Source organism: Kouleothrix sp. (assembly GCF_046328425.1).
Classification (GTDB): Bacteria; Chloroflexota; Chloroflexia; order Chloroflexales; family Roseiflexaceae; genus Kouleothrix.
In genome coordinates this window covers 72,380-98,128 of record NZ_JAXLWP010000014.1, presented here as the reverse complement: position 1 = coordinate 98,128, position 25,749 = coordinate 72,380, and the positions used below count along the sequence as shown (strand labels likewise).

The 25,749-nt window shown below is 69.5% G+C and carries 14 protein-coding genes; 6 read left to right on the top strand and 8 right to left on the bottom strand.

The window, feature by feature from the left end; translation table 11 throughout:
* Positions 1 to 12 precede the first annotated feature (12 nt).
* A complete protein-coding gene (locus tag U0177_RS14520) occupies positions 13 to 3,081 on the bottom strand; it encodes an AAA family ATPase (protein ID WP_409571359.1) in 3,069 nt (1,022 codons plus the stop codon).
* A gap of 109 nt (positions 3,082 to 3,190) precedes the next feature.
* Complete coding sequence (locus U0177_RS14515; RefSeq protein ID WP_409571358.1) at positions 3,191 to 3,913, bottom strand: heme exporter protein CcmB; 723 nt, start codon at positions 3,911 to 3,913, stop codon at positions 3,191 to 3,193.
* Positions 3,914 to 4,143: 230 nt separating this feature from the next.
* Here U0177_RS14515 and U0177_RS14510 point away from each other — a divergent pair, with 230 nt between their 5' ends.
* Both U0177_RS14510 and U0177_RS14505 read left to right on the top strand, forming a co-directional pair.
* Entirely contained in the window at positions 4,144 to 8,598 is a 4,455-nt protein-coding gene (locus U0177_RS14510) for an Ig-like domain-containing protein (RefSeq protein ID WP_409571357.1), read from the top strand.
* Between the two features lie 15 nt (positions 8,599 to 8,613).
* On the top strand, positions 8,614 to 9,084 hold the full coding sequence (locus U0177_RS14505; protein WP_409571356.1) for a nucleoside deaminase: 471 nt from the start codon (positions 8,614 to 8,616) through the stop codon (positions 9,082 to 9,084).
* Between the two features lie 12 nt (positions 9,085 to 9,096).
* Here the strand turns inward: U0177_RS14505 and U0177_RS14500 are convergent, their stop codons facing one another.
* From U0177_RS14500 to U0177_RS14490, 3 genes are all read right to left on the bottom strand, one after another.
* A complete protein-coding gene (locus U0177_RS14500) occupies positions 9,097 to 9,993 on the bottom strand; it encodes a sirohydrochlorin chelatase (RefSeq protein WP_409571355.1) in 897 nt (298 codons plus the stop codon).
* Between the two features lie 227 nt (positions 9,994 to 10,220).
* A complete protein-coding gene (gene cobA / locus U0177_RS14495; protein ID WP_409571354.1) occupies positions 10,221 to 11,021 on the bottom strand; it encodes a uroporphyrinogen-III C-methyltransferase in 801 nt (266 codons plus the stop codon).
* A 15-nt stretch (positions 11,022 to 11,036) separates the two neighbouring features.
* Complete coding sequence (locus tag U0177_RS14490; protein WP_409571353.1) at positions 11,037 to 11,717, bottom strand: bifunctional precorrin-2 dehydrogenase/sirohydrochlorin ferrochelatase; 681 nt, start codon at positions 11,715 to 11,717, stop codon at positions 11,037 to 11,039.
* A 160-nt stretch (positions 11,718 to 11,877) separates the two neighbouring features.
* Here U0177_RS14490 and U0177_RS14485 point away from each other — a divergent pair, with 160 nt between their 5' ends.
* The 4 genes from U0177_RS14485 to U0177_RS14470 all read left to right on the top strand — a co-directional run bounded on the left by U0177_RS14485 (position 11,878) and on the right by U0177_RS14470 (position 16,626).
* On the top strand, positions 11,878 to 12,600 hold the full coding sequence (locus U0177_RS14485) for a phosphoadenylyl-sulfate reductase (protein ID WP_409571352.1): 723 nt from the start codon (positions 11,878 to 11,880) through the stop codon (positions 12,598 to 12,600).
* A gap of 146 nt (positions 12,601 to 12,746) precedes the next feature.
* On the top strand, positions 12,747 to 13,910 hold the full coding sequence (sat, locus tag U0177_RS14480; protein ID WP_409571351.1) for a sulfate adenylyltransferase: 1,164 nt from the start codon (positions 12,747 to 12,749) through the stop codon (positions 13,908 to 13,910).
* Positions 13,911 to 14,123: 213 nt separating this feature from the next.
* Positions 14,124 to 14,651, top strand: a complete 528-nt coding sequence (gene cysC / locus U0177_RS14475) for an adenylyl-sulfate kinase (RefSeq protein WP_409571350.1) — start codon at positions 14,124 to 14,126, stop codon at positions 14,649 to 14,651.
* Between the two features lie 286 nt (positions 14,652 to 14,937).
* Positions 14,938 to 16,626: an NADPH-dependent assimilatory sulfite reductase hemoprotein subunit gene (locus U0177_RS14470; RefSeq protein ID WP_409571349.1), complete on the top strand. Its 1,689-nt coding sequence runs from the start codon at positions 14,938 to 14,940 to the stop codon at positions 16,624 to 16,626.
* Here U0177_RS14470 and aroQ read toward each other — a convergent pair.
* The 3 genes from aroQ to U0177_RS14455 form a co-directional block, all read right to left on the bottom strand.
* Entirely contained in the window at positions 16,623 to 17,051 is a 429-nt protein-coding gene (gene aroQ / locus U0177_RS14465) for a type II 3-dehydroquinate dehydratase (RefSeq protein ID WP_409571348.1), read from the bottom strand. The genes U0177_RS14470 and aroQ overlap by 4 nt on opposite strands.
* Positions 17,052 to 17,258: 207 nt before the next feature.
* Positions 17,259 to 21,815, bottom strand: coding sequence for a beta strand repeat-containing protein (locus U0177_RS14460; protein WP_409571347.1), 4,557 nt, complete (start codon positions 21,813 to 21,815; stop codon positions 17,259 to 17,261).
* Between the two features lie 116 nt (positions 21,816 to 21,931).
* Positions 21,932 to 25,231 carry a beta strand repeat-containing protein gene (locus U0177_RS14455; RefSeq protein WP_409571346.1) on the bottom strand — a complete coding sequence of 1,100 codons (3,300 nt, stop codon included), beginning with the start codon at positions 25,229 to 25,231 and terminating at the stop codon, positions 21,932 to 21,934.
* Positions 25,232 to 25,749 lie beyond the last annotated feature (518 nt).

Below are 25,749 nucleotides of genomic sequence, written 5' to 3'. Positions count from 1 at the left end.
TTCAGATAGATCTCAGGCCAGCGCCCAGACGCTGCCCTGAGGTGTCTTGGTGATCTCGATCTGCACGGGGAACAGGTCTTTCAGCTCCTGGATATGGGTGATCACCAGGATGTGTTTGAAATCGCCCTGCACCGAGGTGATCGCCTCGACCAGCCGCTCGCGGCCCTTGGCGTCTTGCGAGCCGAAGCCTTCGTCGATCACCAGTGTTTCGAGGCGCGCGCCGGCGCGGCGGGCCAGCAGCTTCGCCAGCGCCACGCGGATGGCGAAGTTGAGCCGGAACGCCTCGCCGCCCGAGAATGCGTCGTAGTCGCGCGTGCCCAGGCCGTCGGCGATCTTGATATCGAGCGTCTCGGCGACGTCGCCCTTTTTGGTGTCGCGCTGAGTCTCGAATGTCAGGTGCATCTGGTTGTCGGTCATGCGCCCGAGCAGGTGGTTGGCCTCGCGCTCGATCTCGGGGATGGCCGTCTCGATCAGCAGCGCCTGGACGCCCTTCTTGCCGAACGCCAGGGTTAGCTCGTCGAACAGGCCTTTGCGCTCGGCCAGCGCGCGGCGGCGGGCCTCGGCCTCGAGCAAGTCGGCGGCGGCTTCCTCGGCGCGCTTCAGGTCGGCGCGGCGCTCGGCGAGGTCGCGCTCGCGCACCAGCAGCTCGTTGCGGCGCGCCTTCAGCTCGGCCTGGGCGGCATCGCGCTCGCGCAGCGCCAGCGCCAGGTTGCGCAGCTCGTCGTCGAGCGCGGCGATCTGCGCCTCGGCCGCCTCGGCCTGGGCGGCGCTGCGCTCGAGCGCCTGGCTGGCGCGCTCGAGGTCGCCGCGGTCGCGCTCTTCGCGCTCTTCAGCGCGCCCGAGCTGCTGGCCCTCGGCGGCCCAGTGGGCCAGGTCGCGCGCGGCGGCGGTGGCGGCAGCGGCCAGCTCGGGGGCGTAGCCCAGCGCGGCGATCTCGGCCTCGGCACGCTTGATCGCCACCCGGTCGGCCTGGGCGAAGTCTTCGAGCTCGAGCGTGGTATGGAGCTCGCCGATGCGCTCTTCCAGCTCGTGCAGCGCGGGCGTCTCGGCTTCGATCTCGGCCAGCGCGCGGCGCTTCATCTCGATCTCGGCGCGCAGGCCGGCCTGCGCGCCGAGCTGCTGCTCGAGCGCGGCGATCCGGCCTTCCATGCGCGTCAGCTCGCGGTCGAGCGCGGCCGGCTCGCCCAGCGCAGCAAGCGCGGCGTCGACCCGATCGCGCTCGCCGCGCGTGCCGCGCTCGTAGTCGCCCTTCACCAGCTGTAGCTGAATATCGTCGAGGGTGCGCTGGTCGTCGGCCTGGCGGCGGCGCAGCTCGTCGGCGGTATGCAGCTCGCGCTCGAGCCGCGCGATCCGGCCGGCCAGGTCGGGCAGGGCGGCCACGCGGCGCTCGATCGTCTTCAGCGAGCCGCGCAGCTCGGCCAGGCGCGCGTCGGCGGCGTCGGCCTCGCGCTTGGCGCTGCTGAACAGGCTGCGCAGCTCGGCGCGCTCGCGGGCGTACTCAGCCTGAATATGGCCGACGCCGTCTTCGCCCAGCTCGCTCTTGCACAGCGGGCAGACGTGGGCGTCGGCGTCGAGCAGGGCCAGCTTACGGTTGATATCTTCGCCGCGCGCCTTGATCGCCTCGCACTCCGAGCGGCGGGTGGCGCTGCGCTCCACCAGCTCGTGCTCGTCGGCGCGGGCCTGCTCGAGCGCGGCGGCGTCGGCGTCGAGGCGCGCGCGCTCCTCGCTGGCTCGGGCCAGGTCGGCGCGCCATGCCGGCTCGTCGCGCAGGCGGTCGGCGGTCTCCTTGATCTTGCGCTTCAGCTCCTCGCGCGTGCCCACCAGCGAGTCGTGCTTGAGGTCGATCTTGTGCTGCAGCTCGTTGCGCTGCAGCACCAGCTGCGAGGCGCTGCGCTGGCGCTCGCGTAGCTCGTCGCGGCGCACGCGCGCCTCGGCCAGGTCGCGCGCGGCCGGGGCCAGGCCTTCGAGCTGGCTGTTCAGCCGGGCGATCTCGGCTTCGACCTTGGGCCGGCGGGCCGCGCGCTCGCGAATATCGTTGGCCTTGCTGGTGGCGATCGCCAGATCCGATCGCAGCTGGCGCTCGGCCTCGCGCAGCGCGTCGGCGTGGGCGCGCTGGCGCGCCTGCAGCGCGTCGTAGGCGCCGCGCAGGCCGTCGAGTCGCTCGCGCTCGGCCTGGGCGGCCTGCAGCTGCGCAAGGCCGGCGTTGATCTCGGCGCGCCGCGCCAGGATGTGCTGGGCCTCGGCAATTGCGCGCTGCAGGCGCGCCACCGCGGCGGCGCGCTCGTTCTGCTCGGCATGGAGGCGGCGCAGCTCGGCATCAGCGGCGGCGCGGCGGGCCTTCAGCGCGTCGAGCGCCTGTACCCGCGCGCTGGCGTCGGCGTAGGCGGCCTCGGCGGCAGCCACCGCCGCGCCGATCTGGTCGACCAGGGCGGCCTGCGCGGCCACCAGCTGGGCATAGGCGGCGCGCTTCTCGGCCTGGCGCCCAAGCTCGGCGATCTGGCCTTCCAGGCCCTTCAGCTGGCCGTCGAGGCCGCGCGCGCGCTCTTTCGAGCCGGTCTCAAGCTTCTCGTAGATATCGAGCCCCAGAATGTCGGCCAGCACCTGCTTGCGGCGGCCGGGCTCCTTTTTGGTGAACTCGTCGGCGTGGCCCTGGCGCAGGTAGGCCGAGTTGGCGAAAATATCGTAGTCCATCCGCAGCGTGGAAATAATCGACTGCTGGGTTTCGCGGATGGTCGCGCCGCTGAGCGCCTTCCAGGCGCCGTTGTTGCGCACCTGGAAATCCAGCGTGCTCACGCCGGTTTTGCGCGTCTTGTTGCGCTTGCGGATCACGCGGTAGTCGTGGCCGTCGAGCAGAAACGTGAAGTCGACCTCCATCTCCTGCGCGCCTAGCGCGATCAGGTCGTCGTCGCTCTTCAGGCGCGCCTCGCCCCACAGCGCCCAGGTCATGGCGTCGAGCAGCGCCGACTTGCCAGCGCCGTTTTCGCCCGACAGGCAGGCGATCTGGATGCCGGCGAAATCGAGCGGCGGCAGCTCGTCGCGGTAGCACATGAAGTTGCGCAGCACCAGGGTGCGTGGGATCACAGGGGCCTCCGGCTTTGATTGCATATCGCGCGGCGCGCAGTAGCACAAGTTTGCGGATCTGCGCCGGCGACATTATACGCGCTTCGGAGGGCGGCGGCAAGGGTTGTGCTCACGCCTCCCACACGCTGCCAAACAGGAACAGCGAGGCCACGAACAGCGCGACGGTGTAGGCCAGCAGCACCTGCAGCGGCGCGAGGCCGCGCGCCCAGGCGGCGCCCTCGAGCGCGAGCGCGGTGCCTTTGATCGCCACCACCAGCAGCGGCGCGAGCAGCGGGAACGACAGCACCGCGAACAGCGCGCCCTTCACGCTGGCCCGCGCGATGATCGCGGCGATCAGCGTGGTGGCGGCCACCAGCCCCAGGCTGCCGGCCAGCAGCAGCGCGGCGAACATCGTGGCGTTGCCCACCTGCACCCGCAGCAGCACCACAAACAGCGCGGCCGTCAGTATATCGAGCAGCAGCAGCAGCAGCAGGTTGAACAGCAGCTTGCCGAGGTACACCGCCAGCGGCGGCGCGGCCAGCCGCAGCGCGGCGGCGGTGCGCGCCTCTTCTTCTTGCACAAACGCGCGCGCCAGCCCGGTGAACGCCGCGAACAGGATCGCCACCCACAGCAGCGCCGCGTGGATCAGCGGCAGGTCGGCGCTGCGCGTCAGCGGGCCGAGCCCCAGGCTGATCGCCACCACGGTGCTGACGGCGAACAGCGCTACGGCGTTCAGCGCGTAGCGCGTGCGCAGCTCGGCGCGCACGTCTTTGCGGAACACCGCCCAGGCTGCGCCAAACAGCTCGGAGTATGGAGTGCTGGGTTTTGAGTTCTCGGTTGGCACGGCGAACATAACGCTAGCTAGCGAGCGGGAACCTCGCCTATTGTTGCGCCCCCGATCCTAGCGCAAGATTGGCGAATCGTAAAGCTGGCGGCGCCGGGGCGCATAAGCGCTATGGGCACGCTTGCCGAGCCGATTTACGCGCCTGGACGCACGTGCTATACTAGCTCGCGTTCGCTGGCCGTCGTGATGGCGCGTCGCCATGGTGTATCGCAAGGCGCGCTTACCGCAAAGGAGCGTTTGTGCGCATCCTGCGCTGGGCTGGTCGCCTGTGGACCGCAGTGCTCGTTGTTTGTGTGGTGCTGGCAGCCATGCTGCTCGGCGCGCGTGCGCTGCTGCCGCTCACCGGCTCGGCGCCGTCGCTGCGCGCCGTGGCGCCGCCCGATGGCGCCGCGAATGTCGCGCTGCGCGCCCCGCTGGCGCTGACGTTCGACACGCCCATGAACCCGCCGAGCGTTGTGGCGGCCCTGCAGATCAGCCCGACGCTGCGCTGGGAGCCAGGCTGGGACGCCGCGGGCACCACGCTCACGATCTCGCCAACCGAGGCGCTCAGCCCCGACGCCGAGTACCAGCTGACAGTCGGCGAGGGCGCGCTGAGCTGGCGCTTCCACCCGCTCGGCCAGCCGATCAGGCTGCGCTTCCGCACCGCGCAGGCCCCGGCAGTGGTGGCCGCGCTGCCGCCCGACGGCGCCGCCGACGTGCCGCTCGATAGCCCGATCGGCATCACCTTCAGCCGCACCATTGTGCCCCCCGCCGCGCTGCGCGAGCCGCGCGCGCTGCCCGAGCTGCGCTTCGACCCGCCGATCGCCGGCCGGGCCACCTGGATCGACCAGGCCACCGTGCTGTTTCGCCCCGACGCGCCGCTGCTGCCTGGCACGCGCTACCGCGCCACGCTCGACGCCGGGCTGGCGGATGTGAGCGGCGGCCAGCTTGGGCGCGAGTACAGCTGGAGCTTCAGCACGCCCGCCCCGCGCGTGCTGGGCCTGCAGCCCGCCGATGGCGCGCGCCTGGTGCCGCCGCAGGCCACCATCGCCCTGACGATCTCGCAGCCGCTGGCGCTCGACGCGCTGCGCGCCACGCTGGTGTTCTCGCCCGCCATCAGCGGCCCGCTCGTGGCCGCGAGCCTGCCCGGCGGGCAGCAGCTGGTCACGCTCACGCCCTCGGATCAGCTGCGCCCCGGCACCACCTACACCGCTACGCTGCAGGCCGGCGCGGCGCCGGCCGAAGGCAACCTGCCGCTGATCCAGCCGGTGCGCTGGCGCTTCGCCACCGCGCCGCAGCCCTCGCTCAGCGCGCGCTTCCCCGGCGAGGGCCAGACGCTGCCGGCCGACCAGGAGATCCGCCTGGTGTTCAACACGCCGATGGACGCGGCTGCCGTGCGCGCCGCGCTGCGGATCGAGCCGGCCGCCGGCGACCTGCGCGTCAGCGCCAGCGACGCCGAGGTGCGCATTGGCGCCAGCCTGCGCGCCGCCACGGTGTACACGCTGACGCTGCCGGCCAGCCTGGCCGATCGCAACGGCATTGCGCTGGGCCAGGAATACCGCATGCGCTTTCTTTCGGCCCCGGCCGGCCCGGCGCTCGAGCTGCCCGACGTGGCCGGGCACGTGGCGCAGGCCGCGCCGGGCGGCCCGCCGGCCGGGCTGCGGCTGCGGCGCACCAACCTGTCGGCGCTCGACATCGAGCTGTACCAGCTCGACGATGCCGCGCTGCTGCGCGCGCTGGCCTTTAGCGACGACGACTGGGCCGGGTTTCAGCCCGAGCGCTACGGCCAGAAGCGCCTGCGCGCCTGGCGCATGCCGCTGAGCGACCCGCTGAATACGCCGGTCGACGATCGCCTGCCGCTGGCCACCGATGCCGGCGCGCCGCTGCCGGCCGGCGCCTACTACCTGCGCGTACGCACGCTTGAGGGGCCGCGCGCCGACGTGCTGCTGCTGGTGTCGCGCGCGCGCCTGGCGCTGCAATTCGTGCAGCCGGCCGATACCGGCGCCGCGCTGGTGTGGGCCACCGACATTATCACCGGCACGCCGCTGGCCGGGCTGCCGGTGGCGCTGTACCAAGGCGGCGCGCTGGTGCAGCAGGCCACGACCGACGCGCAGGGGCTCGCGCGCTTCGGCGCGCTCAGCGGCCCGGCTGCGTACGTGGCGCTGGCCGGCGGCCCGCAGATCGGCGCGGTTGCGGCTGATCTGCGCGCGCGCGCCGATCGCCCGGCGCGGCTGTTCCTCGCCGCCGACCGGCCGGCCTACTACCCTGGCGACACCATCCGGCTGGCCGGGTTTGTGCGCGCCGCCGGGGCAGCGCCAGCGCTGAGCGCGAGCCTGCGCGGCCCTGGCAGCATGGGCCGGCTGTACCAGGCCGCGCTCCAGCCCGGCCCCACCGGCGCGTTCAGCGCGACGGTGGCGCTGCCGCCGGATGCCGTGCCCGGCGCGTATACCCTGAGCGCCACGGCCGACGGCGCCGCCTCGCAGCTGGATCTGGCGGTGCGGCCCCGGCCAGCTACGCCGCTGCGGCTGGAGGTGCGCGCGCCGCCGCAGCTCACCGGCGGCGACGACGTGCCGGTGTCGATCAGCCTGGCTACTGCCGAGGGCCTGCCGGTGGCCGGCGCCACGATCTCGTGGACGCTTGACGTCGCGCGCGACGACACGCCTCCCACCGACGGCTTTGTGTTCGGCGACGACGAGCGCACCCAGCTGGCTCCCCAGGCGCGGGCCGGCGTGTCGCAGACCGACGCGAACGGGCGGCTGCAGATCGACATGGCCGACCTTGACCTGGCCGACGTGCCGCTGCGCTACCGCTTTGTGGCTCAGGCGAGCGCCCCTGATGCGTCGGGCGCGGCTGGCCAGGCCGAATTTCGTGTGGCCCCCGCGCGGCGCATGGCCGGCGTGCGCCCGCTCAGCCGGATCTTCACGGCCGGCCAGCCCGGCACGGTCGACCTGCTGGCACTCGATGCTGCCGGCCAGCCTGCGCCGCGCACGCCGCTGCGTATCGAGGTATACCGCCGCAGCTGGGAGCGCGCCGCCCAGCCAGCCCAGGCGGATGCGCCAGCCTGGGCGCCGAACGACCAGATCGCGTTTAGCCGCAGTGCAGTGACTGGCCCCGACGGGCGGGTGAGCCTGCCGATCACGCTGCCGGGCGGCGGCATGTACCGGCTGCGCGTCAGCACGCCAGAGGGCGCCGACAACGCCGTGTATAGCGCGGTGTCGCTGTGGGCCAGCGCGCCCGGCTTCGCGCGCTGGGGCGAGCTGCCGGGCGGCGGCCTGCTGCTGGTGGCCGATAAGGCGGCCTACCGGCCGGGCGAAACCGCCACGCTGCTGCTCGCCGGCGCCGAGAGCCCGGCGACTGTGCTGATTGCGCGCGGCGGCGCGGGCGGGCCGGCCGGGCTGGCGCGCACCGTGCGCGCCGGCGAAACGCTGACGCTGACGGTCGAGCCAGGCGACGCGCCCGCGCTGCCGGTGGTGGCGATGGTGGCCGCCCGCGCGCGGCGGCCCAACGACGCCGCGACACTCGCGCCGCTGCCGGTCGCGAGCGCCATCCTGCCGATCGAGAACGACCAGGCCGCGCTGCGTGTGACGATCACGCCCGATCGGCACGACTACCAGCCCGGCGCAACCGCCACTATCACGATTACCACGAGCGATCCTGCCGGCAATGGCGTGCCCGCCGACGTGCTGCTGGCGGTCGGCGGCCAGCCCGCTGTGGCCGCCAGCCCGCTCGCCGAGGCTTTCCGCCCGCTTGCCGCGCAGCTGCTCATGGCGCCGGGCGCTGCCGCGCAGCTGCTGGTCGCGCAGTCGGCGCGCGCCGGCTCGCCGCTGGCCGCGCAGCCGGCCGAGGGCGCGGGCTTCTGGAACCCGGCGCTGCGCACCGACGCGACCGGGTTGCTCACTGTAACGCTCCAGCTGCCGCGCGCGCCCGCCACCTTGTTTGCCCAGGCGTGGGCCGCCAGCGCCGAGCGGGCCGGCGAGGCTCGGGCCAGCCTCGCGATCTCGCAGCCGCTCGACCTGCGCGTGATCGTGCCGCCGGTGCTGCGCGCGGGCGATGAAGTGCTGCTGGTGGCACGGCTGAGTAACTCTGGCCCCCAGCCCCACGCCGTCGAGGCTCAGCTCGATGCGCAGGGCTTCGCGCTGCAGCCAGGCGCCTCGCCGGTGCAGCAGGCGGCTGTGGCCCCTGGCGAAACACGCCAGCTCGCCTGGCGCGTGCGCGTGCTTGGCGCCGCCAACGCCAGTGGAAGCATTGCCGTGCGGATCGACGGCGCGCCATTCCAGACCATGCCGCTCGACCAGCCGATCCTGCCTGCCCCTGCCGCCGGGCCAGCCGGCCACGGCCTGGCGCTGCTGCGCGAGTACCTCGACCCGCAGACTGGCCGCCCGCTCGATGTGGGCCAGCTGCGCGCGGGGCAGCTGGTGCGCGCCCGCCTGACCCTGCTGAGCACGCTGGCCGGCGCCGGGCTCGCGCTCGACGAAGCTATTCCCGCCGGGGCTGTGGTGGTGCAGGCCCCGTCCGGCCTGTTCGACCAGGTGTCGGCGGCGCCGGGCGGGCTGGCGCTGGTGAAATCCGCGCTGTCGCCCGGCATTCTGCAGTTCGAATATACGCTGCGCCTGGCCAATGCCGGCCGCTTTGGCGTGCCCGCGCCGGTTGCGCGCCTCGGCGATGCCCCGCCGGCCTATGGCACCCCGAGCGAGCTAGTCGTTGGCGAGCCGTGAGAAAGAAGCGACCCTATGGATGATATTGATCTGCCGCATCTGCGCGCGGCGATCGACCTGGCCCGCCAGGCGCGCGCCCGGGGCAACCACCCGTTTGGCGCGCTGCTGGTTGGTGCGGATGGGCGCGTGCTGCTCGAGGCCGAGAACACGGTTGCGACCGGGCGCGACATCACCGGGCATGCCGAGCTGAACCTGGTGCGGCTGGCCGCGCAGCGCCTCGACCGCGCGGCGCTGGCGGGAAGCACGCTGTATAGCAGCACCGAGCCGTGCCCAATGTGCGCGGGGGCGATCTACTGGGCTGGGATCGGCCGGGTGGTGTACGCGCTGTCCGAGCAGGGCCTGCTCGCGCTCACCGAGCACAGCCCGGCGAACGACGCGTTGCTGCTACCCTGCCGCGAGGTGTTTGCGCGCGGGCTGCGCGTAGTGGCGGTGCGCGGCCCGCTGATCGAGGAAGAAGGCCGCGCCGTGCACGAGCACTTCTGGTGAGCGGCCGGCGCCTCAGGCGCGCGCCGGCACGGTGCGATGCTGCCAGGCAACCTCGGCCACCCGGTCGGCGATCACCGACACAATCGACCGATCGAAGCCCAGGTGCTCGGCCAGAATAATTGTGCTGCGCGGGTGGCGCGCGCGCGCCGCGTCGATCAAGACCGGCAGGTCGTCGCGCACGTGGTTGCCGAGATGCAGGAAGTAGGGCACCGCGATGATATGCGTGATCCCGCGCCGGATCATCGCGGCGGCGGCGTCGGGGATGCTGGGCTGGTTTAGATCCATGAAACAGGCTGTCACCGCAACATACTGGCTGCTGGCGCGCGCCAGCCGCGCGATCACGTGGATCGGCTCGTTTGCCTGCGCGTCGGGGCTGCCGTGGGCCATGATCAGCAGGCCGGTGCGGTGGCGCGTGTGGAGCGGCTGCCAGTCGGCGCCCTCGTCGAGCGAGCGCGGCCCCACCTGGCTGGCGATCTGCGGGTTGGCAAACAGGTAGTCGGCTTCGAGCGCGCGCTTGAGCACCAGCCGCGCCAGCGCCGGGTGGTCGCCCAACGGCCGGGCCATGCGCAGCGACAGCGTCGGATGCGCCAGGCGCCCGGTCTCGATCAGGCGCTGCAGATCCTTCTGAACAAATTTCCCAGGCACCAGAAAGTACGGCTGCACGATCACATCGTGCGCGCCGTCGTGAATGCAGCGCGCCAGCGCCTCGGAAAACGTCGGCCGGCGGTAGTTCAAGAACCCGGCGGTGACGATCGGTGCGACGCCGGCCGCCTGTACGCGCTCGACCAGGCGGATCATCGCGGCGCCCGCGCCCGGCCGCAAGCTGCCGTGGCCGATCAGCAGCACTGCCCGCGCGCTGTCGGCCTCGGGCCGGCGCTGCTCGGCGGCCGAAGCGGAACGCTGGCTCATCTGTTTGAATGGGGCTCGCATGTTCTGCCGTTTCTGCCCAGGCGGCTCTCTCGATGCACGATGCGACTTGCGAAGCGCCGCCAGATCGCCCTTTTCAAACAGCCGTTTCGCCTTTCGGCGTTTCGGCTTGGCGCTGTACGGGCGCGCCATACCGCGCCCTTGTATCTTCCGGCGTATTGCTGATCAGGTGTATTGTATCACCGACCAGTAAATGATTCAATTGCTGTCTAGGAATCGTGCAAAACATAGACAGCATTGGCCGGCTGGGCCAGCGGCTCCAGCGTATCGAACCAGCGCAGCTGCTCGCGCATGCGCACAACCTCGCCCACCACCAGGGTCGCGGGCGCGGCCAGCCCGGCACGCGCGGCCGCCTCGCCGATCGTCGCCAGCGTTGCCACGACGGTCTCTTGCTCGGCGGTGCTGCCGCAGCTGATCGCGGCGGCCGGCGTATCGGCCGGGCGGCCGTGGGCGATCAGCTGCGCCGCGATCGTCGGCAGGCGGCCAAGGCCCATCAGGAACACCAGCGTGTCGACGCCCTGAGCCAGCGCATGCCAGTGTATACGTGTAGACGAGCGCTCGGGATCTTCGTGGCCGGTGATGATCGCCAGCGAAGAGGCCACGGCGCGGTGTGTGACCGGGATGCCGGCGTAGGCCGGCGCCGCCACCGCCGAGCTGACACCCGGCACAACCTCCCATGCCACGCCGGCCTCGGCCAGCGCGCTGGCCTCTTCGCCGCCCCGCCCGAACACAAACGGGTCGCCGCCTTTCAGCCGCACCACGAGCCGGCCACGCCGGGCGTGCGCGATCAGCAGCGCGTTGATCGCCGCCTGCGAGCGGTGCGGCTGCCCGGCGCGCTTGCCAGCGTCGATCAGCTCGGCGTCGGCCCGGCACTCGCGCAGCAGCTCGGGGTTCGCCAGGGCGTCGTACACTACCACATCGGCCGCGCGCAGGCGCCGCAGCCCTTTCACCGTGATCAGATCGGGGTCGCCTGGCCCTGCGCCAACAAGCGAGACAAAGCCCTGGGTCATTGCGTAACTCCTACATCATTCTGGCGCGCCACTAGCTTGCGCCGACAGCTCGCCGATCAGCGCGAGCGCGTATGCCTCGGCCGCTGCGCTGTCGCCGGCACGCAGCCGCGCCAGCAGCTCGTCGCCCGATACCAGCCGCCGCCACAGGGCCGCGCGCCGCGCCGCAGGCAGCTCGCGCGCGGCCCCGGCGCGCAGCCGCCCCAGCAGGCTCAGCAGCTCGGCGTACTCCTCGCCGTAGCGCTCGGCCAGCTCGCGGCTGATCCGCGCCGCCAGCGCCGGGGCCGCGCCGCCCGTCGATACGGCCAGCAGCAGCTGGCCGCGCCGTACCACCGCCGCCGTGTGCATTGTACCCTCGTCTGGCGCGTCGGCGATATTCACTAGCGGGCAGATCCCGGCGGCCTCGGCCGCCACCGCCGCGTTTGTGGCGCGGTCGTCGGTGGCGGCGATCACCAGAAACGCGCCTGCGAGGTCGCCAGGCCGATACGGGCGCGCGGCGTGCTCGATCGCCCCGGCGTCGCGCCAGCTCGCCAGCGCCGCGCTGAGGGCTGGGCTGATCACCAGCGGGCGCGCGCCGCCGGCCAGCAGCTCGCGCACTTTGCGCTCGGCTACCGCGCCGCCGCCGACGACCACGCAGCGTGCATGTTCCAGGTTGGTGAGGATCGCCGCATACCCCGCAGGGCCATTGGTGTTGCTCATGGCGCTGGCAATTATATGTTACTTGACAAATCAGATCAAATAATTTAGGATTGCTTTGTCACCGTTTTGGAACCAATCTGAAGTCAGGGTGCGTCGCCGCACGGGCACAGCGAGCCAGCAGCATCGCCGTGCTCGTTTTTTATGCGAAAGGTACGCGGCCATGTTCAAGACGAATGCGCGAGGTGCGCCGGCGCTGGAGTGGACTGAGGCGGAGCTGCGGGCGTTGAACAACGCCTTTCGCGGGCGCGCGCCTGAGGATCTGATCGACTGGGCGGCGCAGACATTCGGCCGCCAGCTGGTGCTCACGTGTAGCTTCGGCGGCGCCTCGGGCATGGTGCTGCTCGATATGGTGGCGCGCCTGGGGCATGGCACGCCGGTGCTCTTTCTCGACACCGACCTGCTGTTCCCCGAAACCTACGCGCTGGCCCAGGCCGCCGCACAGCGCTATGGCGTGCGGATCGAGCGCCGCCGGCCGGCGCTGACGCTTGAGCAGCAGGCCCAGGCCGAAGGCCCGCGCCTGTACGAGCGCAACCCCGACCGCTGCTGCGCTATTCGCAAGGTCGCGCCGCTGGCCGAGGCGCTGCGGCCCTACGACGCCTGGCTCAGCGGCATCAGGCGCGATCAGTCGAGCACGCGCGCTACCACCGAGCTGGTGCAGTGGAGCAGCCGCCACGAGCTGCTGAAGCTCAGCCCGCTGGCCTTCTGGAGCGAGCGCGATGTGTGGCGGTATGTCCACGCGAACAATGTGCCCTACAACCCGCTGCTCGACGCGGGCTACCCCAGCATTGGCTGCACGCCCTGCACCCGCCAGTCTGCTGCCGGCGACGCACGGGCCGGGCGCTGGGCCGGCTTCGATAAGGTCGAATGCGGCATCCATTTGTAAACTTCGGTTAAAATACGCTCGATCCCTGCCCGATGCCCGAATTGCCGAGCGCTCGCCGCTTCTGGCCGCCAGGTGAGCTGGCCTGCCGCCGCGCCTGGCATCTGGCGCCCGGCGAGAATATCGTTCGTAGTGTTTGAAGGAGCAGTATGCCATCCCACAATCCCATCCAACCCCATGGCTCAACCCTCGTCGATCGCGTGCTCAGCGGCGCGGCCGCGGCCGAAGCGCGCGCAATTGCCCAGTCGGCGCCGCGCGTCACGCTCAGCGAGGTGGCCCTGGCCGACCTTGAGATGATCGCCAGCGGCGCCTACAGTCCGCTCACCGGCTTTCTCGGCCACGCCGACTACGAGCGCGTGGTGAGCGAGATGCGCCTCTCGAACGGCACGCTGTGGCCCATCCCGATCACGCTGCCGGTGAGCGAGAGCCGCGCCGACATGCTGCGCGAAGGCCAGCCCGTGGGCCTCTACAGCGCCGACGGCGCGCTGGTGGGCCTGCTCGAGCTGCGCGAGCGCTTCGGCTACGACGCCCGCCGCGAGGCCGAGCAGGTGTACCGCACCACTGCGGCCGAGCACCCCGGCGTGGCCCGTCTGTATGCCCAGGGGCCGGTGCTGCTGGCCGGCGATGTCTGGCTGCTCGATCTGCCGCGCAGCTCGTTCCCCAGCCTGGCGTTTGCGCCGAGCGCCACGCGCGCGATCTTCGCCGAGCGCGGCTGGCGCACGATCGTCGGCTTCCAGACGCGCAACCCCGTGCACCGCGCCCACGAGTACCTCCAGAAGGCCGCGCTTGAGCTGGTCGATGGCCTGCTGCTACACCCGCTCGTCGGCGCCACCAAGGACGACGACGTGCCCGCCGCGACGCGCGTGCGCTCGTACGAGGTGCTGCTGGAGGGATACTACCCGCGCGAGCGCGTGCTGCTGGCGGCCTACCCGGCGGCCATGCGCTACGCCGGCCCGCGCGAGGCGCTGCTGCACGCGATCTCGCGCCAGAACTACGGCTGCACGCATTTCATCGTCGGGCGCGACCACGCGGGCGTGGGCAGCTACTACGGCACCTACGATGCCCAGCGGCTGTTCGATACGCTCGAGCCGGGCGATCTGGCGATCACGCCGCTCAAGTTCGAGCACACCTTTTTCTGCAAAACCTGCGGCAATATCGCCTCGACGCGCACCTGCCCGCATACCAGCGAGCATCACCTGGTGCTCAGCGGCACCCGCGTGCGCGAGCTGCTGCGCGCCGGCACGCTGCCGCCGCCCGAGTTCACCCGGCCCGAAGTGGCCCGCGTGCTGATCGACGCCATGCGCGCAGTGTAGGCTCGCGCATCGATGTGTGGGCGCGGCCGTGCCAAGCCGCCTGCCGGCAGGCCGCGCGCCTCGCGACTCTTCTCAGTAGCGTGTGCGGTTGTTCCGCGCTCCGTGCGGAAAAACCACACACAGAAGATCAACACGTACCATGCTGCCGCAGGCTCAATCTCGTACCGTCAGGAAGCCGAAGCACGCACGTGCGTAACTCCTAAAAGGAACAACATGACAACTGGCCTTACCATCTGGTTCACCGGCCTGTCTGGCGCCGGAAAATCGACGATCTCGGCCATTCTCGAGCGCGAGCTGCGCGCTGCGGGCCAAAAAGTCGAAGTGCTCGACGGCGACGTGGTGCGCACGCACCTGAGCAAGGGCCTGGGCTTCTCGAAGGAAGACCGCGACATCAACATCCGCCGGATCGGCTGGGTGTGCGAGGTGCTCTCGCGCAACGGCGTGTTCGCGATCGCCGCGGCGATCTCGCCCTACCGCGCCGTGCGCGACGAGGTGCGCGAGCGCCACGCCGGCCGCTTCTTCGAGGTGTACGTCGAGGTGCCACTCGAGGTGGCGATCGCCCGCGATACCAAGGGGCTCTACAAGAAAGCGCTGGCCGGCGAGCTGAAGGGCTTCACCGGCATCGACGACCCCTACGAGCCGCCGATCGATCCCGAGCTGGTGGTGCATACCGACCAGGAAACACCCGAAGCGAGCGCCGGGCGCATTCTGGCGGCGCTGCGCGAGCTGGGCTACCTGTAGATTTTGGAACCACCAAGACACCAAGGCTCCAAGGTTTATTAGGACCTACGCAGTTGGCGCCTTCCGCCTTGGGCAGAGCAGTGCTATGCTCCGTATCGTGTGCGGTTTTCTGCGCGGAGCGCGGGAAATCGCACACAGAAGAGCAACACGTACCATGCTGTCGCAGGCTCAATCTCGTACCGTGAGGAAGCCGAATCACGCACGTGCGTAGCTCCTATGTATGTTTCTATTCTTGGTGTCTTGGTGCCTTGGTGGTGAATAGCTACAGTGAAACATGGAGATGACGATGTCTGTCGATTCTCAGCCTGAGTCTTCAAAACCGCTCGCGCACGTCGAGCACCTGAAGCAGATCAGCGACGGCCTGGGCGGTTTCCTGCTCGACGAGCTGGCCGACCTGTCGACCGATCATATTTCGGAAGATGCCCACCAGCTGCTGAAGTTCCACGGCTCGTACCAGCAGGACGATCGCGACAGCCGCCGCGAGCGCAAGCAGCAGGGCCTCGGCCGCGCCTGGTCGTTTATGGTGCGCACCAAGTTCCCCGGCGGTCGCCTCACCGCCGAGCAGTACCTGCTGGCCGACGAGCTGGCCTCGGCATACGCCAACAACACCCTGCGCATCACCACGCGCCAGGATTTCCAGTTCCACGGCGTCGGTAAGGCGAACATGAAGCCGCTGATCAAGGCCCTGAACGAGCGCTGGGTTACCACCTACGGCGGCTGCGGCGACGTAGCGCGCAACTTCATGGCCTGCCCGGTGGCCGACCTGCTGCCCGGCCACAGCTACGACTACCAGGCGCTGGCCAGACAGATCAGCGACCGCTTCATGCCCGAGTCGACGGCATACTACGAGTTCTGGCTCGACGGCGAAAAAGTGCTGGTCGACGGTACGCGCGTGCAGGTGCAGCCGAAGCGCGACGAGGCGTTCTACGGCCCCACCTACATGCCGCGCAAGCACAAGATGGCGATCGGCCTACCGCACGATAACTGCGTCGATATTTTCACCCACGACCTGGCGCTCGAAGCGGTGCTGGCGGCCGACGGCGCGCTGCGCGGCTTTAATTTGCTGGCCGGCGGCGGCCTGGGCAGCACCCACGGCAAGGCCGAAACCTTCCCGCGCCTGGCCGATCGCGTTGGCTTTCTCGCGCCCGCCGACGCCATGCGCGCGATCGAGGCCGCCTCGGCGATCTACCGCGACGAGGGCGACCGCACCAACCGCCGCCATGCGCGCCTGAAGTATGTGCTCGAAGAGCGCGGCGTGCAGTGGTTCCGCGACGAGCTGGCCGCGCGCCTGGGCGCGCCGCTAGCGCCGCCCGCCGACGTGCCGCAGTACCAGGCGCACGATCACCTGGGCTGGCAGCGCCAGGCCGACGGCCGCTGGCTGGTGGGCGTGTGGGTCGAGAACGGGCGCATCAAAGAGCAGCTGAAGGCCGGGCTGCGCGCGGTGATCGAGAAGGCGCGGCCCGAGATCCGCCTGACAGCGCAGCAGAACCTGATCCTGGCGAATATCGAGCCGGCGCAGAAGGCGCGCGTCGACGCAATGCTCAGCGCCTACGGCCTGCTGATCGGCTGCGACCCGCTGAGCGCGCTGCGGCGCTACGCCATGGCCTGCCCGGCCATGCCCACCTGCGGGCTGGCGGTGGCCGAGAGCGAGCGCTACCTGCCCGACCTGATCGGCGAGCTTGAGCAGCGCGGCTACGGCGGCGAGCGCGTGTGGATCCGCATGAGCGGCTGCCCGAATGCCTGCTCGCGCCCGCCCACAGCCGAGATCGGCATCGTCGGCCGCAGCCTGAACCTGTACAATGTGTACGTCGGCGGCAGCTTCGCCGGCACGCGCCTGGCCCGGCTGTACCGCGAGAATGTGCGCGCCAATGTGCTGGCCGACGTGCTTGCCGAAGCGCTCGACCAGTGGCGGCGCGAGCGCGCGCCGGACGAGCAGTTCGGCGATTGGGCCGCGCGCGCGCTGGTGCCGGCCTAGCGCTCGGCCAGCAGCCACTCCAGCGCCAGCAGGTAGCCGCGCCAGCCCAGCCCGGCGATCTGGCCGCTGGCCACTGGCGCCACCACCGAGGTGTGCCTGAATGCCTCGCGCTTATACACGTTCGACAGGTGCACCTCGACGATCGGCGCGCTCAGGCTCGCCAGCGCGTCGCGCAGCGCCAGCCCATAGTGCGTCAGCGCGCCGGGGTTGATGATAACCCCGTCGGCATCCCAGCCCTCGGCCTGGATGAAGTCGATCAGCGCGCCCTCGTGGTTCGATTGCAGCGCCAGCAGCGTGGCGCCGGCCGACTCGGCACGCTCGCGCACCGCCGCGTCGATCTGCGCCAGCGTGGTGTGGCCGTAGATCGCCGGCTCGCGCCGGCCGAGCATGTTCAGGTTTGGGCCGTGCAGCAGTAGTATCTTCATTCTTGCTTCTGCATCCGAAGGCTGAGTACTCAGTCAACGAGGTTTCCTCGCATATCAGTGTCATGGTGATCGCAGCGAACCATCTCGATGGAACATCGCCGATTCCGCATCGAGATGGTTCGCTTCGCACAACATGCCAATGAAATACAAGGTAACGTTGTTTACAGAGTACCGAGCCTGCCAGCTAAATATATCGAGTCTCGCGCGCTACTGCTGCGCGATCGGGAAATACATCAGCGTCGAGGGCGCGCGCTGCACCCCGACGATATCGACAACTTCGTCGTACACGGTGGGCGAAAATACCGACGTGGCGCGCACTGTGATGCTGTTGACGGTTGTCACTGCGGTGCCGTTCGGCACCTCCACGATCACCGTCACCGGGTAGGTGAAGCCCGGCGCCAGCGCGGCCGTGGTCGTCGGCGTTACGGTCACGTTCCAGTTGAGCTGCTGGGTGGTGGTGATCGTGAACGCGTCGTTGTTGTTGCCGGTGTTCACCAGCTGGTGCCGGAAGGTCAGCGTCTGCCCCGGCACCAGCGGCCGGCCCTGGCTGGCCACAAAGCTCAGCCGCGCGAACTGCAGCACGGTGATCGTGTCGACCACCTCGCGCACCGTGCCGGGCGCCCCCGTCGACTTCGCGCTGATCTTCAGGCGCTCGGCCACCCCGGCCGCCGTGGCCGGCGGCACAGTGGTGGTGGCGGTGAAGCTGCGCGTGGCGCCCGGCCCTAGCACCACGATCTGCGGCGAGAGCGTGGCGCGCCAGCCCAGCAGCGAGATCGGCGTGAGCACGAAGGTGTCGGTCACGCCGCTGCTGTTGGTCAGCTGGTGCAGGCAGGTCACGGTTGCGCCCGGCCGTGCCGATACGTCGCAGGTGCCGCCGATCTGCACCGGTGGCCCGGTTCGCACGATCGCCTGCGCGCTGTCGCCACCGCAGCTATTCTCGCGGCAGCTGGCGTTCACCAGAATGGTGAACTGCTGGCCGTTCGGCTGGCCGGCCGGCGCGCTCAGCACCAGAGTTACGCTCACGGTCTCGTTTGGCTGAAGCACCTGGGTTTCGGTTGGCGCGAGCGTGCTCTGCCAGCCGGCCGGCACGTTCGCCGCGTCGAGCGCGTACGATTGCGTGATGCTGCCGGTGTTGCGCAGCGTGAAGCTGAACGTCACCGGCTTGGTGTCGATCAGCTGCTGCGTCTGCGTGTCGGGCGTCAGGTCGGCCGCCGCCACCGCCGCCAGCGTCGTGGTGATCTGCATGCTCGCCTGCACCGACGGCAGCGACGAGGTGGCGGTGATCGTGGCGATATTGGCCGGCAGCGCGGGCTGGCCCGGCGGGATGCTCAGCGCGATCGTGATCGGCTGGCTCGCGCCGGGGCCGACCGCCGGCGCCGATGGCGTGATCTGCAGCGGCCAGCCGCGCGAGCTGCTCGCCGCCAGGCTTACGGTGTCGGTGAAGTTGCCGGCGTTCTGCAGCGTCGCGGTGTACGTCACCACCTGGCCCGGCGCGCGCGGGGTCGGGTCGTCGATGTCGGGGCCGAGCGTCAGCGCGGCCCGCTTGTTCACGTTTACGATCGCCGCCAGGCTGGCGCTCGCGCCGGGGTTGGCCTGGTCGGTCGCGGTGAGCTTCACCGGGTACGCGCCGCCCAGCGCGCCCTGCGGCACCTGCAGCGTGGCGCTTACCACAATGCTCGCGCCGGTCGTGAGCGCCACCGTGCTCGAGATCGGCACCAGCACGCTCCAGCCGGCCGGCGGCGCGAGCTGCAGATCGAACGTGCCGCTCAGGTTACCGGCATTCTTCACGGTGTAGGCCACATCTACCTGCGCGCCAGGGTCGACGCTCGGCGGCGTCACCAGGCTGCCAGTGATCTCGGGCACCGCCGACGAGGTGATCGTCGTGGTGTCGGTGATGCTGGCCGACGCGCTTGGGTTCGCCACCGAGCTTGCCGTCACCGTCGCCTCGTAGTCGGGCGGGCTGCTGATGCCGTTGGTTGGCGTCAGCACCAGCGTGACGAGCGCCGAGGCATTGGGCTGCAGGTTGCTCACGCTCGTGGGCGCGAGCGCGTAGCCCCAGCCGGCCGGCGGCGCGGCGATGATGGTGAAGCTGTCGGGGCCGTTGCCGGTGTTGGTCAGCTGGTGCTGGTAGCTCACCGGCTGGCCCGGCACGGTGGTCTTGGCGTTCGAGCCGGGGGTTGGGTAGGGCGTGAACGTCAGCCCGGCCTGCGAGAGCACATTGGTGCGGTCGACCTGCTGCTTGCTGGCGGCGCCGATCGATACGGTGATCGTGCTCTGGTTGAAGTCGCCGGCCTGCGCGTTCGCCGGCACGCTCACCTGCAGCGCGAAAGTGCAGCTGGCCTGCGGCGCGAGCGTCTTGCCGGCGCAGTCGTTGTTGATCAGCGTGGCCCAGCTGTTGGGCGACTGGCTGAGATCAACCGTCACTGCGCCCGTGCCGCTGCCGATATTCGTCACGGTGTGGGTGTAGATCGTCGTGGCGCCCGGCGACACGCTGCGCGGCGGCTGCGGGTCGGCAGTCGTGATCTGCACGCCCGGCGCCGACGGCACGCACTGCGCGATAGTGCCGGTGGCGCCGATGAACTCCGAGGTGTTGTTGGCGGCATCGCTGAGCGTAAAGATCAGGTAGTGCTTGCAGCCGCTGATGTCGACGCTGAAGGCGCCGCCGTTGCCCGGCTGCGTGCTGGCCAGGAACGCCGGCCCTTCGTCGCCTGGCGGGCTGTCGTCGGTGAAGATCTCGACGGTGCAGCCCGGCGCGGCGCAGCCGCTCACCGTGCCGCTGAGCGTGAAGCCGCTCGACGGCGGCGTGGCGCTGATCGTCGCGCCTACGATCGGCGCGTTGCCGCCGCTCGCGAGCGCGATGCCCTTGCCGCCATTGGCGTAGGTCGTGGTGTGGCTGACGCGGTTGCCGGTGGCGCCAGAGCCGTTGATGAAGATGCCGTGCAGCGTGTTGTTGTGCAGCACGTTGCCCTCGGCCGCCGTGGCGCCGCCGATCGTATTATTCGCCGCGCCGTTGATCGTGATGCCGATCTGGTTCAGGCGCACCTCGTTGGCCTTCAGCGTGTTGCCGCTGCTCTGGATCTCGACGCCGCTGCTGCTGTGGCTTTCGATCGTATTGCCGGCGCCCGCGTCGCTCTGGCCGACGATATTGTTGTTGCTGCCGGCCGTGAGCGTAATGCCCACCGCGCCATTGGCCTTGATCGTATTGCCGCTGATCTTGTTCTGCGTGGGCGCGGCCGGCGGCGTGCCGGCGTCGGCGGCCAGGTAGACGCCGCCGGTGGGGTTGTTGGCGATGCGGTTGTTGCTGAGCACGTTCGCGAACGTGCCGCCGAGCAGCTGTATGCCGTAGCGCCCGTTCGGCACAGCCGCGTTGCCGCTGGCGTCGGTGCCGATGTAGTTGCCGGTGATCGTATTCTGCCGCACCTGGCGCGCGTTCGGCACCGCCGGCTGCCCGCTGCGGTTGGCCTCGGCCTCGATCAGCACGCCGTCGGTGGCGTTGCCGCTGATGCTGTTGTTCGGCCCGATCTTGATCGTATTCGCGCTGGTCGAGAGGTACACGCCCGCGTCGGTGTTCGGCAGCGCGCCGGTGCCGCTGGCGTTGAGGCCGATCCAGTTATTCTCGATCTGAATATTGGTAGTGCCCGAGCCAAACGCCGGCGAGTCTTTCACCAGCACGCCGCTGTTGGTGTTGCCCGAGATCAGGTTGCCATCGCCGCCGGGCGTGGCCGGGTTGCCGCTCGGCCCGCCGATCACCGTCGCGTCGGAGGAAGTGACGAGCACGCCGCCGCCGGCGTTGGGCAGCGCAGCCGTGCCTGCCGCGTTTGTGCCGATCCGGTTGCCGATCACGCGCGTGCCGCTCAGGTAGGTGGTGTCGCTGCCCTGGTAGCCGCCCACGTTCACGCCAAACACGGTGTCGGCGCCGGCCGCGCCATTGCCGCTGATCACATTCCCCGGCCCCACCTGAGTGTCCGGCGAGTTGTCGCCTACGTACACGCCGCTGCTGCGGTTGCCGATCGCCGAGCTGCCGTCGGCGCTCACGCCGATGCGGTTGTTCTTGATGACGTTGGCGGTCTGCCGGTCGGTGGTGCTGAAGAACACCGACGTGAACAGGTACACGCCGTAGCCGCCATTGCCCGAGATCGTATTATTGTCGATCGTGTTATTGCTGGCGCCGAACTGCAGCGCCACGCCGCCGCCGGTGTTGTTGCTGGCGTTGCCGCCGGCCGCAGCGCTGCCGGTGCCATTCGTGCCAATGTAGTTCTGGGTGATGGTATTGCCGGTGGCGGCGGCGCCGCTGAGCCAGATGCCATAGCCGCCCTGCGGCGTGGCGATAAAGCTGTTGATGATCAGGCCCTTGACGGTGTTGTTCGCCGAGGTGATCAGCAGGCCCTGGCGCCCCAGCACGCCGCCGCCGCTGATCTCGATCTTGGGCTTGCCATCGCCGCCCAACCCGTTGATCGTGATGCCGCCGCCGCTCAGCGCGGGCAGCGCCGAGCCCTGCACGGTGATGCGCCAGTAGCCCCCGGCCGCCTGGTAGCCCGCGTCGTTGGTCGGGATGTTGAACTGGATCTCGCCGGGCGCGGCATTGGCGGCGCTGATCGCCTCGCGCAGCGAGCAGTTGCTGCCCGAGGCGCACGTGCCGTTGGTGTCGGCGGTTTTGGTGACGATGTACGGCCCGGCGGCGGCGGCCGGCCCGGCGATCGGCGCGAACGCGGCCAGCAGCGCCAGAGCGGCCAGCAGGCCGAAGCGGCGGAACACAAGCGACACGGCGCTCCTCCTTTGGTGTGCCAGCGGCAGCACCTGATTGCACCGCGCCCCCGCGCCAACCGCAGGCTCGCTCTGCGTGTCGGTTCGCGCGGAGGCACGGATTTCCTAGCGGCGCTCTAGCTCGATGCGATTGGTATGTACTGCCGCGGCGCAATCTCGTTCTTGTTGATCAGGATGCGGTTCTGCGCGGCTTGCCGGATGCGGCTCTGGTTGTCGAGCAGCAGCACTGTCACGGTTTCGGTCGTGCCGATCGTCAGCTTGGGTTCGAGCGTCACCTCCATCGCGAAGCGAATGGTGTTCGCGCCCGGCGTGTTGCCGACGGTGAACGAGTAGTTCGCGCCAAAGCTGCCGCCGTCGGTGCGGCGGAAGGTGACCTTGCTGCCCAGCGCGCCCGATCCTTCGAGCGAGAAGGTGGCCGGCCCGTTGCTGCGGTTCTCCACGATGTAGAAGAATGTGGCCTTCTGGCCCGCGCCGGCCTCGCCGTCGACATCGCCGTCGTGCGTCAGCAGCGCGTTCGATGTCAGGTCGGCTACCGTGGTGTCGGTGATCGTCTGGTTCTGCGATGGCTCGTCCGGCACGCTCAGGTCGACATAGGTTGTCTCGGTGGTGCCCTGCAGCGTGCCCGAGGGTATCGTAACGCTCACCGTCAGGAATTTGGCCTTGTCGTCGCCCGGCTCGAGCGTGATCGTGTCAGTGTTCACCTCGGTCTGCCAGCCGCGCACCGTGCGGATCTGCACGTTGACGGTGCGCGTGACATTGCCATTGTTCGTGAGCTTGTGCACATAGCGCACGATGCTGCTGGGCGAGTCGGGCGCGCCTAGCCCGGTGCGCGTCTTGGGCGTCACGTCGAGCAAGAACTTCGGCAGGATCGTGGTGGTGTCGGTCACGCTGTCGGTCACCGTGACGTACTTGGTCGAGCTGACGCTCACCGTGGTGACGTCGGGCGGCGGGCCGGCCAGCACGCGCTTGTCGGGGCCGAGCGGCAGCGTCACCGTCACCGTCACCAGCTTGGTCTGGCCGGCGGCCAGCGCGAATTGCGTGCCGATCGGCGGCACGGTCTTCACCGCCAGCTTGCGCGACGACACCGCGTTCACCTTGAGGTCGACCAGGTCGATCGAGCCATTATTGACAAGCTGGTGCGTGTAGGTTACTACCTGGCCGGGGATGGCGTTCTGGGCGTTCGGCACGGCGTCGAGCAGGTCGATCGGCCCGATCTGGGTGGTCAGCCCGGCGAACTCCGAGGTGTTGCCGTTTTTGTCGGTGGCGGTCAGCGCGATCTGGCCGGGCAGGCTGGCGAGCGTAAAGGTGAAGTAGCCGTTCGAGCTGATCTGCTGGCCCACGAAGCTGCGCCCCTGGCCGTCGAGCGCGCTCGGGTCGGCCGTGAATACCTGAATGGTGCAGGGCGTGACGCAGGCGTCGGTGGTGCCCTTGGTGCCGACCTGGCCGGTCAGCTGGCCGTTCTGGTTCAGGCGAATATGCGTCGGTGGGTCGATATCGTGGTTCGGGTTGGCCGCGCTGCCGCCAGGCGCCGCGATGTTCGGCGAGAGCGCGATGCCTTTGCCGCTATTGCGCGAGATCGCATTGTTCAGGATCGCCACCTGCTGCGCGCCATTGTCGGCCAGCACGCCGTCGCCGGCATTGCCGGCGGCGGTATATGCGTTCGCGCTGAAGGCCACGCCAATATAGTTCGCTTTGATCGTAGTCGGCTTGGTGGTGGCGCCGGCCACGTGCACGCCGCTGCCGGTGTTCGCGCCGATCGTGTTGGCCTCGGCGCTGCTGCCGCCCACGCGGGTGTACTGTGCGCCGTTGTTGATCAGCACGCCATCGCCGGCGTTGCCGGCCGCGCTGGTGAACGGGCCGTTGGCCGCGCCGCGCCGCAGGCCGATGATATTGCCGGCCACGGTGTTGCTGAACACCGACGACCCGCCAATGCTGACGCCTGGGCCGTTGTTGCCGGCGATCACATTCTGTGCCGAGGCAATGCTGCCGCCGATCGTGGTGTAGTTGGCGCCGCTGCCGATCAGCACGCCGCCGAGCGTGTTGCTCACAACGCTGGTGCCAAGCGCGCTCAGGCCGATCAGGTTGCCGGCTACGGTGTTCGAGTAGATCGCGGTGTAGCCCGCAGCCGTGCGGCCGAATGCCACGCCATAGCCGGTGTTGCCGGCGATCGTGTTGCCCTGGCCGGGCAGGCCGATGCGGTTGTTGCTGGCGTTGTCGCGCACAAACACGCCGCCCTGGTCGTTCGGCCGCGCGGTGCTGCCGCCGGCGCTGATGCCGATGTAGGCGTTGTACACCTGGTTGCCACTGGTGTTCGCGTCGGTGAGCAGCACGCCGTAGCCGCCGTTGCCGCTGATCACGGTGCTGACGCCAGCGCTGCCGAACACGGCGTTGTTGTTCGCGCCGCTGGCGATGCGCACGCCGTTGCCGCTGTTGCCCTGGTCGGTCGAGCCGATCTCGTTGGTGCCGATGTAGTTGCCGGCGATCTGGTTGTTCGCCGAGGCGTCGCCCGTCAGCACAATCCCGTCGCCGGCGTTGCCCGATACGACATTGCGCTGCGTGCTCTGGATACCGCCTACCTGGTTGCCGCTGCTGTCGATGATCTCAATACCATTGGCGCTGTTCGGCAGCAGCATGGTGCTGAAGTTTGCGTTCAGGCCCAGGCCGATGTAGTTACCGTAGATCTTGTTGTTCGCCGCATTTTGCAGCCGGATGCCGTCGCCGCTGTTGCCGGCGATCACATTGCGCTCGCCGGGGCTGCTGCCGATGCCGATCGTGTTGTCGTGGGCGTTGTTGTCGATCTGCACGCCGGCGTAGGCGTTCGGCAGCGTGGCCCCGCCTGGGAAGTTGCCGATGTAGTTGCCGTATACCTGGTTGTTGGCCGTGTTCGGGCCGTCGATACGGATGCCAATGCCGGCCGTCGACGATCCGCCAAACCCGCCGATGATCAGGTTCAAAATGACGTTGCTCGAGGAGTTGAGCCGGATCCCTACGCCGCCGCCAGCCAGGCCCGAGCCGTCGATCACGATGCGCGGCGTGCCGACGGCGTTGTCGTTGCGGCCCTTGATCGTGGTGCTGCCCGCGCTCAGCGCTGGCAGCGAGCTTTGCGGCACGATCGTCCAGCGGCCGGTAGACTGGTTGTAGCCGTACAGCGGGTTGTTCTCGTCGGCCGGGATGTCGAAGTCGATCTCGCTCGAGCCGCTGTCGGCGTTCGCAAGCTTGATCGCCTGGCGCAGCGAGCAGTCGTCGGCGACGCCGCTGTTGCACGCCGCGCCGGTGAGGTCGGTGTCGCTGGCGTTGTCGACGACATAGGTGTTGGCGGCCGCACGCGCGCTCGGTGGTCGCTGAGCGATCGTGAGCGATGCGCATAGCAGCGCAAGAATGAGCGACCAGGCAAGAGTGCGGCGGGTGCGGATCATGAGGACGCTCCTCTCCTGATGCAAACGTCAGAGAATAATACTATTATGGGGTCTACTGTTGGCCTATTCTATCACACTGATCAAGCCATATAACTAGGAAAGAAGTACTGAAACGACGACGATGTGTAAAGTTTCATCCGCGTAGGTGTTTACGATGCGCGCTCGTAGCTTGCGCGGCACGGTGCCGCCGCCGCCCGAAACTGCCGTCTGCGCGCGTGCTCGGCGCTGTGGCACAGCGCATCCCGCGCTGCCCCGGCCCCGAAACACTAGATTATTCGCCGCAGATCGTGTATCATCGCCGTGCGCTTACCCGACACCATTGCTGCCTAGTGGCGCCTGCTGCTGCCCGGAAAGAGCCGGCGGCGGCGCTCAGCGGCCATAGCTCGCCCGCCGCGAGAGGCCGATACGTGCAAAATCACTACTCACAACGTTCACTTGTATATATTGCAAGAATCGGCATGCTTCAATGCAGAGGATTCTAGCTTGCCACTGTACGGGTGCGGCCTATCGCGCCGCTG

What these genes read in the sequence shown, in the direction of transcription:
- U0177_RS14515 (WP_409571358.1), bottom strand. Translation starts at nt 3,913, where the DNA reads ATGTTCGCCGTGCCAACCGAGAACTCAAAACCCAGCACTCCATACTCC.
- U0177_RS14505 (WP_409571356.1), top strand. Translation starts at nt 8,614, where the DNA reads ATGGATGATATTGATCTGCCGCATCTGCGCGCGGCGATCGACCTGGCC.
- U0177_RS14500 (WP_409571355.1), bottom strand. Translation starts at nt 9,993, where the DNA reads ATGAGCCAGCGTTCCGCTTCGGCCGCCGAGCAGCGCCGGCCCGAGGCC.
- cobA (WP_409571354.1), bottom strand. Translation starts at nt 11,021, where the DNA reads ATGACCCAGGGCTTTGTCTCGCTTGTTGGCGCAGGGCCAGGCGACCCC.
- U0177_RS14490 (WP_409571353.1), bottom strand. Translation starts at nt 11,717, where the DNA reads ATGAGCAACACCAATGGCCCTGCGGGGTATGCGGCGATCCTCACCAAC.
- U0177_RS14485 (WP_409571352.1), top strand. Translation starts at nt 11,878, where the DNA reads ATGTTCAAGACGAATGCGCGAGGTGCGCCGGCGCTGGAGTGGACTGAG.
- sat (WP_409571351.1), top strand. Translation starts at nt 12,747, where the DNA reads ATGCCATCCCACAATCCCATCCAACCCCATGGCTCAACCCTCGTCGAT.
- cysC (WP_409571350.1), top strand. Translation starts at nt 14,124, where the DNA reads ATGACAACTGGCCTTACCATCTGGTTCACCGGCCTGTCTGGCGCCGGA.
- U0177_RS14470 (WP_409571349.1), top strand. Translation starts at nt 14,938, where the DNA reads ATGTCTGTCGATTCTCAGCCTGAGTCTTCAAAACCGCTCGCGCACGTC.
- aroQ (WP_409571348.1), bottom strand. Translation starts at nt 17,051, where the DNA reads ATGAAGATACTACTGCTGCACGGCCCAAACCTGAACATGCTCGGCCGG.
- U0177_RS14455 (WP_409571346.1), bottom strand. Translation starts at nt 25,231, where the DNA reads ATGATCCGCACCCGCCGCACTCTTGCCTGGTCGCTCATTCTTGCGCTG.